The sequence below is a fragment of the Streptomyces alkaliphilus genome (assembly GCF_014141535.1).
GTDB classification, from domain to species: Bacteria; Actinomycetota; Actinomycetes; order Streptomycetales; family Streptomycetaceae; genus Streptomyces; species Streptomyces alkaliphilus.
Map to the genome: position 1 here is coordinate 1 of NZ_VKHT01000066.1, position 10,915 is coordinate 10,915.

Annotated in this window: 9 protein-coding genes; 7 read left to right on the forward strand and 2 right to left on the reverse strand. The window is 73.7% G+C overall.

The genetic code is table 11. The annotated features are described in order from the left end of the window. Positions 1–279: 279 nt before the first annotated feature. The 5 genes from argC to FNQ90_RS04245 all read left to right on the forward strand — a co-directional run bounded on the left by argC (position 280) and on the right by FNQ90_RS04245 (position 5,520). Positions 280–1,308 (forward strand): N-acetyl-gamma-glutamyl-phosphate reductase, encoded by a 1,029-nt coding sequence (argC, locus tag FNQ90_RS04225; protein WP_182605027.1) that lies wholly within the window; start codon positions 280–282, stop codon positions 1,306–1,308. 148 nt (positions 1,309–1,456) lie between these two features. Then, positions 1,457–2,608, forward strand: a complete 1,152-nt coding sequence (gene argJ, locus FNQ90_RS04230) for a bifunctional glutamate N-acetyltransferase/amino-acid acetyltransferase ArgJ (protein ID WP_182605028.1) — start codon at positions 1,457–1,459, stop codon at positions 2,606–2,608. Next, positions 2,605–3,636, forward strand: a complete 1,032-nt coding sequence (gene argB, locus FNQ90_RS04235; protein WP_182605029.1) for an acetylglutamate kinase — start codon at positions 2,605–2,607, stop codon at positions 3,634–3,636. Before argJ ends, argB begins: the two co-directional genes overlap by 4 nt. Beyond that, positions 3,633–4,865 (forward strand): acetylornithine transaminase, encoded by a 1,233-nt coding sequence (locus tag FNQ90_RS04240; protein ID WP_182605030.1) that lies wholly within the window; start codon positions 3,633–3,635, stop codon positions 4,863–4,865. The genes argB and FNQ90_RS04240 overlap by 4 nt, the downstream gene beginning before the upstream one ends. A gap of 127 nt (positions 4,866–4,992) precedes the next feature. Then, a complete protein-coding gene (locus FNQ90_RS04245) occupies positions 4,993–5,520 on the forward strand; it encodes an arginine repressor (protein ID WP_143617106.1) in 528 nt (175 codons plus the stop codon). Between the two features lie 73 nt (positions 5,521–5,593). Here the strand turns inward: FNQ90_RS04245 and FNQ90_RS04250 are convergent, their stop codons facing one another. Further along, a complete protein-coding gene (locus FNQ90_RS04250; protein WP_182605031.1) occupies positions 5,594–6,703 on the reverse strand; it encodes a polyprenyl synthetase family protein in 1,110 nt (369 codons plus the stop codon). Between the two features lie 428 nt (positions 6,704–7,131). Between FNQ90_RS04250 and FNQ90_RS04255 the strand changes: the two genes are divergently transcribed. Then, on the forward strand, positions 7,132–8,328 hold the full coding sequence (locus tag FNQ90_RS04255; RefSeq protein ID WP_182605032.1) for an argininosuccinate synthase: 1,197 nt from the start codon (positions 7,132–7,134) through the stop codon (positions 8,326–8,328). Next, a complete protein-coding gene (argH, locus tag FNQ90_RS04260) occupies positions 8,325–9,782 on the forward strand; it encodes an argininosuccinate lyase (RefSeq protein WP_182605033.1) in 1,458 nt (485 codons plus the stop codon). Before FNQ90_RS04255 ends, argH begins: the two co-directional genes overlap by 4 nt. Positions 9,783–9,907: 125 nt before the next feature. Here argH and FNQ90_RS04265 read toward each other — a convergent pair whose 3' ends face one another. Then, positions 9,908–10,912 carry a Gfo/Idh/MocA family protein gene (locus FNQ90_RS04265; protein ID WP_182605034.1) on the reverse strand — a complete coding sequence of 335 codons (1,005 nt, stop codon included), beginning with the start codon at positions 10,910–10,912 and terminating at the stop codon, positions 9,908–9,910. Positions 10,913–10,915 lie beyond the last annotated feature (3 nt).

A 10,915-nucleotide genomic window follows, 5' to 3' on the forward strand; every position in this document is an offset into this window, starting at 1 on the left:
GTCCACGGGGGGAGCGGGCGGTCGGGCTTCCATCCCGACCGTGGTTCCCGATGGTGGAGGGGTGACTCGCGGGACCCTTCGCCGGCCCGCCCGTGGCCCCGACCCCCGATCCCGCGCGGCGGCCCGGAGGGCTCCGGGGAATCCGGCGGGACCGGACCGTTCCACCCGACACCCCGTACCGTCCCGCTCGGCCTCCACCCTCCGTCGCGCGTCGAACCGCTCACCATTGCATAAAGCTGCCGTGCTGCGTATAGTCATGCCGTCGATCGAATGGAGGCGATGGTGGTGCGTGCTGCGGTGGCGGGAGCCAGTGGTTACGCGGGGGGTGAGATCCTGCGTCTGTTGCTCGGACACCCGGAGATCGGGATCGGCGCCCTGACCGGGGGTTCCAACGCCGGTCGTTCCCTGGGGGAACTCCAGCCCCACCTCGCCCCGCTCGCCGACCGCGTACTGGCGCCGACGAACGCGGAGACCCTCGCCGGTCACGACGTGGTTTTCCTCGCCCTGCCGCACGGCGAGTCCGCGGCGGTCGCCGAGGCGCTCGGCGACGGGGTCCTCGTCGTCGACTGCGGCGCGGACTTCCGGCTCCGCTCGGCGGTCGACTGGGAGCGGTTCTACGGCACCCCCCACGCCGGCACCTGGCCCTACGGCCTGCCCGAGCTGCCCGGCTGCCGGGAGGCGCTGCGCGACACCCGGCGCATCGCCGTCCCCGGCTGCTACCCCACCGCCGTCAGTCTCGCCCTCTTCCCGGCCCTCGCCGCCGGCCTCGCCGCCCCGGAGGCCGTGGTGGTCGCCGCCTCCGGTACCTCCGGTGCCGGAAAGGCGCTCAAGCCGCACCTGCTGGGCAGCGAGGTCATGGGGTCCATGACCCCCTACGGCGTCGGGGGCGGCCACCGCCACACCCCGGAGATCGCCCAGAACCTCTCCGCCGTCGCCGGCGAGCCCGTCATCGTCTCCTTCACCCCCACCCTGGCCCCCATGCCGCGCGGCATCCTCGCCACCTGCACCGTCCCGGCCCGGCCCGGCACCACCGCCGAGTCGCTGCGCGAGACCTACGCGAAGGCTCTGGCCGACGAGCCGTTCGTGCACCTGTTGCCCGAGGGGCTCTGGCCCTCCACCGGAACCGTCCTGGGCTCGAACCTGGTGCACCTCCAGGTCGCGCTGGACGAGGCCGCCGGGCGGATCGTGGTCGTCTCCGCCGTGGACAACCTCACCAAGGGCACCGCCGGTGGGGCCCTGCAGAGTGCGAACATCGCCCTCGGCCTCCCCGAGACCACCGGACTGCCCGGTGCGGGCCTCGCGCCCTGAGCCCCGGAGCCGAACCCCGCGTTCCCGAACCGTCCCGCACCCGCCCGCCGGCACCCACCGGGCGGGGCCCCGAGCCGTTCCGCCGGTCCGGCACCACCCCGGCCGGTCCCCACGCCCCACTCGCCGCACCGATGGGAGTCACCACACCGTGAGCGTCACCGCAGCCCGGGGCTTCCGGGCGGCCGGCATCGCCGCCGGCATCAAGTCCTCGGGCGACCCCGACCTGGCCCTGGTCGTCAACGACGGCCCTTCCCGCGCCGCCGCCGGGGTCTTCACCGCCAACCGGGTCAAGGCCGCGCCGGTCCTGTGGTCGCAGCAGGTGCTGCGCGCGGGGAAGGTCTCCGCCGTGGTCCTCAACTCCGGCGGGGCCAACGCCTGCACCGGATCGCCGGGCTTCCTGGACACCCACACCACCGCCGAGCGGGTCGCCGACGCCCTCGGTCACAACGCCGCCGAGGTCGCGGTCGCCTCCACCGGTCTGATCGGTGTCCGCCTGCCGATGGACCGGCTGCTGCCGGGCGTGGGCCGGGCGGTGGCCGAACTCTCCCCCCACGCGGGGGAGAGGGCCGCCATCGCGATCAAGACCACCGACACCGTCCACAAGACCGCCGTCGCCTCCCGCGAGGGCTGGACCGTCGGCGGCATGGCCAAGGGCGCAGGCATGCTCGCCCCGGCCCTGGCCACCATGCTGTGCGTGATCACCACCGACGCCGAGGTCGCCCCGGAGGTCCTGGACCGCGCCCTGCGCGCCGCCACCCGCGTCACCCTCGAGCGGATCGACTCCGACGGCTGCCTGTCCACCAACGACACCGTCCTCCTCCTGGCCTCCGGCGCGTCCGGGGTCGCTCCCGAGGAGAAGGAACTCACCGCGGCCGTCACCGAGGTCTGCGCCGACCTCGCCCGGCAGTTGATCGCCGACGCCGAGGGCGCCTCCAAGGACATCCGCATCGAGATCCGCAACGCCGCCGACGAGGACGACGCGGTGGAGGTGGGCCGTGCCATCGCCCGCAGCAACCTCCTCAAGTGCGCCGTGCACGGCGAGGACCCCAACTGGGGCCGGGTGCTCTCGGCCATCGGCACCACCTCCGCCGCCTTCGAGCCCGACCGGGTGGACGTGGCCATCAACGGTGTGTGGGTCTGCCGGGGTGGGGCGGCCGGAGAGGATCGCGAAGGGGTGGACATGCGTTTCCGCGAGGTGCACATCCTGGTCGACCTCGCCGCCGGCGGTGCCGGGGCCACGGTGTGGACCAACGACCTGACCGCCGACTACGTCCACGAGAACAGCGCCTATTCCTCATGAGCAGCCCATCCACCGGAGCGACCGGGGCCCACGGGGACGCCGCGGAGTCCGCCGGATCCGCCCCCACCCGTCGCCACACCGCCCTGCCCAAGGCCCGCATCCTCATCGAGGCGCTTCCCTGGCTGACCCGCCACCACGGGAGGACCGTCGTCATCAAGTTCGGCGGCAACGCCATGGTCGACGAGGAACTGAAGGCCGCCTTCGCCCAGGACGTGGTCTTCCTGCGGCACGCCGGCCTGCGCCCCGTCGTGGTCCACGGCGGGGGCCCGCAGATCAACGCCCAACTCGACCGGCTCGGCCTCACCTCCGAGTTCCGCGCGGGCCTGCGGGTGACCACCCCGGAGACCATGGAGGTCGTCCGGATGGTGCTCGCCGGGCAGGTGCAGCGCGAACTCGTCGGACTGCTGAACCGTCACGGTCCGCTGGCCGTCGGCATGACCGGTGAGGACGCCCACCTGATGACCGCCACCCGCCGTTGGGCCGAGGTCGACGGGGAGCGGATCGACCTGGGGCGGGTCGGTGACGTCACCGCCATCGACACCGGCGCGGTCACCGCGCTGCTGGACGACGGGCGGATCCCGGTGATCTCCTCCATCGCCCGCAGCACCGAGGACCACCACGTCTACAACGTCAACGCCGACACCGCCGCGGCCGCCCTGGCCGCCGCGCTGGGTGCCGAGACGCTGATGGTCCTCACCGACGTGGAGGGCCTGTACGCCGACTGGCCCCGGAGCGAGGAGGTGATCAGCGAGCTGACCGCCTCGGAACTGGAGCAACTCCTGCCGGGCCTGGCCAGCGGCATGGTCCCCAAGATGGAGGGGTGCCTGCACGCGGTGCGCAACGGCGTGCGCACCGCCCGGGTCATCGACGGGCGGGTCCAGCACTCGATCCTGTTGGAGATCTTCACCGACGAGGGGGTGGGAACGATGGTGGTGCCCGACCCCCCGCCCGGCGCGGGCCGAACCGGCCACACCGGGGACGCCGGGCCCGACGCCCCCACCCACTCCGAACCGGGAGGACGGCCATGAGCCCCGGGCACACCCCCGACGGCACGCGCAACACCGAACTCGTCCGCCGTTGGCGGGCCGCGCTCACCGACAACTACGGCACCCCGCCGCTGCCCCTGGTCTCCGGCGAGGGGGCCCGACTGCGCGACGCCGACGGTCGGGAGTACGTCGACTTCCTCGGCGGGATCGCCGTCTCCTCCCTGGGCACCGGCCACCCGGCCGTGGTCCGCGCGGTGAGCGAGCAGGTGGCCACCCTGGCCCACGCCTCCAACCTGTACGTGGCCGAGCCGCCGGTGGCCCTCGCCGAGCGCCTGCTCGCCCTGGCCGGCCGCGAGGGCCGGGTGTACTTCTGCAACTCCGGCGCCGAGGCCAACGAGGCCGCCTTCAAACTGGCCCGCCTCACCGGCCGGCCGCGGATCGTGGCGGCCGTCGGCGGCTTCCACGGCCGCACCATGGGGGCCCTGGCCCTCACGGGCCAACCGGCCAAGCAGGAGGGCTTCCACCCGCTGCCCGCCGGTGTCGAACACGTGCCCTACGGTGAGGTCGAGGCGCTGCGTGCCGCCGTCACCGAGGAGACCGCCATGGTCATCCTGGAGCCGATCCAGGGGGAGAACGGTGTGGTGGTTCCCCCACGCGGCTATCTGACCGCCGCCCGGCGGATCACCCGGGCGACCGGTGCCCTCCTGGCCGTGGACGAGGTGCAGACCGGGATCGGACGCACCGGCGAGTGGTTCGTCTGCGGCGCGGAGGGAGTGACCCCCGACGTCATCACCCTCGCCAAGGGACTGGGCGCCGGTCTCCCGATCGGGGCGACCATGGTCTTCGGGCCCGCCGCGGACCTGCTGACCCCCGGCCGTCACGGCTCCACCTTCGGTGGCAACCCGGTGGCCTGCGCCGCCGCGCTGGCCGTCCTGGACACCATCGCCTCGACCGACCTGCTCCAGCGGGTCAAGGAGGCCGGTGAACGACTGCGCGGCGGTGTCGAGGCTCTCGGACACCCGCTGGTGGAGGGGGTGCGGGGGGCCGGCCTGTTGCTGGGGATCGTGCTCCGCCACCCGGTGGCGGCGAAGGCACAGGAGCGGGCCCGGGAAGCGGGTTTCCTGATCAACGCGGTGGCCCCGGACGTGATCCGGCTGGCCCCGCCGCTGGTGGTCACCGATGACGAGATCGACGCCCTGACGGCCGCGCTGCCGGCGATCCTGGACGCCGCCGGCGCGGGCGCCGGTGAGGAGGAGGGGACCGGGGGATGAGCGCCACCACACCGGGCAGGCGACGACGATCGGTGCCCCGGCCCCCGCGCGGGGCGGGCTCCCCGCCCGCCGCCCGGCGGCGGACGGGCCCCGGAACGCGGGAGACCCGGGGCATCGGGGGAGGACGGTGACCGTGGATCGCAACGGCGGCCCCGCGGTGCCGCAGACCCGTACGGCGCGTCACCGCAGGATCGTGGACATCCTCAACCGTCAACCGGTTCGCTCCCAGAGCCAGTTGGCGAAGCTGCTGGCGGACGACGGGCTGTCGGTGACCCAGGCCACCCTCAGTCGGGACCTCGATGAACTGGGGGCGGTCAAGCTCCGCAACCCCGCCGGGGAGTTGATCTACGCGGTGCCCAGCGAGGGCGGTTACCGCACGCCGCGGGCCCCGCTGGGGGAGTCGGTCAAGGAGGAGCGCATGGCCCGGCTGGCCGGGGAACTCCTCATCTCGGCCGAGGCATCGGCCAATCTCGTGGTGCTGCGCACCCCACCCGGGGCGGCGCAGTTCCTGGCCTCGGCCATCGACCAGGCGGAACTGCACGAGATCCTGGGCACCATCGCGGGGGACGACACCCTCCTGCTGATCAGCCGTGAGCCGGCCGGCGGGCAGGAACTCGCCGACCACCTGTTGCGCCTGGCGCAGCGCGAGCGGTGACCGGGGCGGCGTCTCTCTCCTCCGAGCGGGGAAGACGCCGCCCCGGACCCCGGCGTGCGGATCGGTTACCGGCTCAGCGGTCGCGACGGCAGGCCAGCCGGGCGAGGGCGGACAGCCTCCGGCCGGCGTCCGGTTCCGGTTCGGCGGCCTCCAGCGCGACCAGGGCGCGGTCCAGTTCCTCGGAGGCCCGCCGCCGCGCCCACTCCCGACCGCCGGCCTCCTCCACCAGCCGGGCCAGCAGGGCCAACTCGCCGGGGGTCTCCTCCGCCGCACCGTCGGTCGTCGGGCCGTAGCGGCGCGCCAGCCGCCGTCCCGCCGGGGTCTCCGACTCCATCGCGGCCACCACCGGCAGGGACTTCTTCCGACAGGCCAGGTCGGCACGGGCCGGTTTGCCGGTCACGGCCGGATCCCCCCAGATCCCCAGGAGATCGTCGGTGAGCTGGAACGCCGTGCCCAGATGGCGGCCGAAGGCCCGCAGGGCCGCGATCCGTTCCGGCTCGGCACCGCCCCACAGGGCGCCCAGGGCGCAGGAGCAGGCGAGCAGTTCGGCGGTCTTGCGCTCGGCCATGGCCAGGCACTCGGCGAGCGTCACGCGCTCACGCTCCTCGAAGGAGATGTCCGCCCGCTCCCCCTCGATGAGCAACTCGGTGGAGCGGGCCAGCCACCGGATCCCGGTGGCGACGTGCGGGGAGTCGTCCTCGGCCAGCACACGGGAGGCCAGCGCCAGCAGCGCGTCCCCGGTCAGCAGCGCGGCGGGTGACCCGAACACGGCCCAGGCGGTGGCCCGGTGGCGTCGGGTGGTGTCCCCGTCGAGGATGTCGTCGTGCAACAGCGAGAAGTTGTGCACGAGCTCCACCGCGACGGCGGGTGCCACCGCGTCGGGCGCGGACCCCCCCACCGCCTCGGCGCATCCCGTGACCAGCGCGGGGCGCAACGCCTTGCCGGTGGGACCGGCGTCGGGACGTCCGGCGGCGTCGGTCCAGCCGAAGTGGTAGGAGGCGATCCCCGCGAGGGGCGCGGGCAGGGTGTTCACCCGGTCGCGCAGGGCGGGTTCGAGCAGGTGGCGGGCGGCCTCCAACGTCTCCCGGGCGGTGGACGGGACGCCCTCCCGGGGCGCCGGGGGCCCGCCGGGCAGGGGAGCGGGTTCGGTGCCGGCGTCGGGGAATCGGTGGGCGGTCGTCATGCTTGGCCTCCTGTCGTCGGCGGCCGCGCGGACGGGGGCCTCGCCCCGCCCGGCGCCCCGGGGTCGGGTGCGGTCGTTCGGTGACCGACGGTCGGGTGGCCCGCCCCGGAGTCGATCGGCACCAGGGTGGGGCGCCGGGGGCGCCCCGGACACCACGCCGGTCCGCGGCCCCGGACCCGCCGGGGGCGCCAGGGGAGGAAGCCGTCCCCTCCGGAACCGTGCCGGCCTGGTCTTTCGTGTCCGAACGCCGACGCCGAGGGCTTTCAACACCTTCAACAACCGGTTCCGCGTGCCGCCCCGGCCGTTCCCCGGGGCGATTCCCGTCCGGCCCCGCCCCGGACCGGGGACTCCCGATCACGAATTGACGAATCATGCAGTGGTCTGCATACTTATTCTCAACAGTGCGCGCATCCCAAGGAGAGAGCCCCGTGACCGAGCGAGTGGTACTCGCCTATTCCGGCGGGTTGGACACCTCCGTCTGCATCGGCTGGATCGCCGAGGCGACCGGAGCCGAGGTCGTCGCCGTGGCCGTCGACGTCGGCCAGGGCGGCGAGGACCTGGAGGCCATCCGCGAGCGGGCCCTGGCCTGCGGCGCGGTCGAGGCGGAGGTCGCCGACGCCCGCGACGAGTTCGCCGAGGGGCACTGCCTCCCCGCCGTTCGGGCCAACGCGCTCTACATGGACCGGTACCCGCTGGTCTCCGCGCTCTCCCGGCCCGTCATCGTCGAGCACCTGGTGGCCGCCGCCCGCCGGCACGGGGCCGGCGTCGTCGCCCACGGCTGCACCGGCAAGGGAAACGACCAGGTCCGCTTCGAGGCGGGCATCGCCTCCCTCGCCCCCGACCTGCGGTGCATCGCCCCGGTCCGGGACTACGCCATGACCCGGGACAAGGCCATCGCCTTCGCGGAGGAGAAGGGCCTGCCGATCGCCACCACCAGGAAGTCCCCGTACTCCATCGACCAGAACGTCTTCGGGCGCGCGGTGGAGACCGGCTTCCTGGAGGACATCTGGAACGGCCCCGTCGAGGACCTCTACGAGTACACCGCCGACCCCGCGACGCCGAGGGAGGCCGACGAGGTCGTCATCACCTTCGACAAGGGCGCCCCCGTGGCCATCGACGGTCGGCCCGTGACGGTCCTGCAGGCCATCCGCGAGCTCAACGAGCGCGCCGGCGCGCAGGGGGTCGGCCGTATCGACATGGTCGAGGACCGACTGGTCGGCATCAAGTCCCGCGAGGTCTACGAGGCCCCCGGTGCGATCGCGCTGATCACCGCCCACCGGGAATTGGAGAGTGTCACCGTCGAGCGGGAACTGGCCCGCTTCAAGCGGGGGGTCGAACAGCGCTGGGCCGAACTGGTCTACGACGGTCTGTGGTTCTCCCCGCTCAAGCGAGCCCTGGACGGCTTCGTGAACGAGACCAACGAGCACGTGTGCGGGGACATCCGGATGACCCTGCACGGTGGGCGCGCGGTCGTCACCGGCCGCCGCTCCGAGCGGTCGCTCTACGACTTCGACCTGGCCACCTACGACACGGGGGACACCTTCGACCAGTCGATGGCCAAGGGGTTCATCGAGATCTTCGGCCTCTCCGGGAAGATCGCGGCCAAGAGGGACCTGGCCCGGTGAGCGCCGCGACCCCCGAACCCGCTGCGGCGCCCGACGTGCGGCTGTGGGGCGGTCGGTTCGCCGACGGCCCGGCGGCGGCGCTGGAGAAGTTGTCCGCCTCCGTCCACTTCGACTGGCGACTGGCCCCCTACGACATCGCCGGTTCCCGGGCCCACGCCCGGGTGCTGCACGCCGCCGGCCTGCTGGACGCCGACGAGTTGGAGCGCATGCTGGCCGGTCTGGACCGACTGGCCGCCGACGTCGCCGACGGTTCCTTCACCGGCACAGTCGCCGACGAGGACGTGCACACCGCCCTGGAACGCGGCCTGCTCGAGCGATTGGGCCCGGAGCTCGGTGGGAAACTGCGCGCCGGCCGCTCGCGCAACGACCAGGTCGCCACGCTGTTCCGGATGTACCTGCGCGACCACGCCCGGATCATCGGCGGTCTGCTCGCCGACCTCCAGGAGGCCCTCATCGGGCTCGCCGAGGCACATCCGGACGCCGCCATGCCCGGCCGCACCCATCTCCAGCACGCCCAGCCGGTGCTCTTCGCCCACCACGTCCTGGCCCACGTGCAGGCCCTGTCCAGGGACGGCGAGCGGCTGCGGCAGTGGGACGAACGCACCGCCGTCTCGCCCTACGGCTCCGGCGCGCTGGCCGGCTCCTCGCTCGGCCTGGACCCCGAGGCGGTCGCCCGCGAACTGGGCTTCGAGCGCGGCTCCTCGGGCAACTCCATCGACGGCACGGCGGCCCGCGACTTCGTCGCCGAGTTCGCCTTCGTCACCGCCATGATCGGGGTCAACCTCTCCCGGATCGCCGAGGAGGTCATCCTGTGGAACACGAAGGAGTTCTCCTTCGTGACCCTGCACGACGCCTTCTCCACCGGCTCCTCGATCATGCCGCAGAAGAAGAACCCGGACATCGCGGAACTGGCACGGGGCAAGTCCGGCCGGCTGATCGGCAACCTCACCGGTCTGCTCGCCACCCTCAAGGCGCTGCCGCTGGCCTACAACCGGGACCTGCAGGAGGACAAGGAGCCGGTCTTCGACTCCTGTGACCAACTGGAGGTGCTGCTGCCGGCCTTCACCGGGATGATGGCCACCCTCACCGTCCACCGGGAACGGATGGCGGAGCTGGCCCCGGCCGGTTTCTCGCTGGCCACCGACATCGCCGAGTGGCTGGTGCGACGCGGGGTGCCGTTCCGGGTCGCCCACGAGGTGGCGGGGGAGTGCGTGAAGGTCTGCGAGGCCGAGGGCATCGAACTCCACGAACTGACCGACGAGCGCTTCGCGGAGATCTCCCCCCACCTCACCCCGGAGGTCCGCTCGGTACTGGACGTGCCCGGTGCCCTCGCGGCACGCTCCGGCCGGGGCGGCACCGCACCCGCGGCCGTCGCCGTGCAGCTGTCCGAGATGAAGTCGGAGCTGGCGGTCCAGCGTGCCTGGGCCGCGGAGGAGCGCCCGACGATCGGCTGAGCCCCGCGCCGGGGCCGGCGACGACCGGCCCGGGCGATCGGTCCGGGTGATCGGCGGGGCGGGGCACCATCCGCACGGATGGCGCCCCGCCCCGCCGACGGTTCCGCGGTACGCCGGGCTTCCCCTCACTCGCCGGGGTAGCGCAGACCGATCCGCTCGCGCACCCGGTCCAGCGTCCGCATCACGGCCAGGCTGCTCTCGTGCGGCACCAGGGGGGACTCCGTCTCCCCGGCCCGCAGGGCACGCATGACCTCGGCGGCCTGGTGGGTGTAGCCGGCTTCCGGGTCCGGGGCCGTGAACCGCTCCGGCTCCCGGCCCGCCCGGTGCAGGGAGAACTCGGAGGGCACGAAGAAGCCGCGGGGGAACTCGATCCGGCCCTTCGTCCCCGTCACCGCCGCCCATGTCGGCGTCTCCGCGGTCAGGGAGCACCCGAGCGTCGCCAACGCGCCGGATCCCCAGCGCAGCAACACGGCGGTGTTCACGTCCACCCCGCCCCGCACATCCGCCGACGCCAGGACCTCATCGGGCTCCCCGAGCACCAGGTGGGCGAAGGAGACCGGGTACACCCCCAGATCCAACAGGGCTCCGCCGGCCAGCGCCGGATCCAGCAGCCGGTGTCCGGGCGGGAAGGGACCGGCGAGCCCGAAGTCGGCCTGGACGGAGCGGATCTCCCCGATCGCCCCGTCGGCGATCAGTGCCCCCATGCGACGCACCAACGGGTGGCAGTAGGTCCACATCGCCTCCATCAGGAAGAGGTCGCGGGACCGGGCCAGCTCCACCAGCCCCCGGGCCTGCGCCTCGGTGACGGTGAAGGGCTTCTCGCACAGCACCGCGCGCCCGGCCTCCAGGCAGGCGGTCGTCGCGTCGGCGTGCGCGGAGTGCGGGGTGGCCACGTAGACCACGTCCACGCCGTCGTCGGCCGCCAGCTCCTTCCAGGAGCCGTGGGCCCGGGCTATGCCGTGCCGCTCCGCGAAGCGGCGGGCCGACTCCGGGTCGCGCGAACCCACGGCCACCACCTCGGCGTCCGGCATCCGGGCCAGGTCCCGGGTGAAACTCTCCGCGATGCCGCCGGTGGCCAGGATCCCCCAGCGGATCGGGGCGGGGGAGAGGGGGGTGCCGGTGGTCTGCATGCG

Bases quoted from the DNA above. Each gene is read 5' to 3' on its own strand.
- argC (WP_182605027.1), top strand. From the start codon at position 280: ATGGTGGTGCGTGCTGCGGTGGCGGGAGCCAGTGGTTACGCGGGGGGT.
- argB (WP_182605029.1), top strand. From the start codon at position 2,605: ATGAGCAGCCCATCCACCGGAGCGACCGGGGCCCACGGGGACGCCGCG.
- FNQ90_RS04240 (WP_182605030.1), top strand. From the start codon at position 3,633: ATGAGCCCCGGGCACACCCCCGACGGCACGCGCAACACCGAACTCGTC.
- FNQ90_RS04250 (WP_182605031.1), bottom strand. From the start codon at position 6,703: ATGACGACCGCCCACCGATTCCCCGACGCCGGCACCGAACCCGCTCCC.
- FNQ90_RS04265 (WP_182605034.1), bottom strand. From the start codon at position 10,912: ATGCAGACCACCGGCACCCCCCTCTCCCCCGCCCCGATCCGCTGGGGG.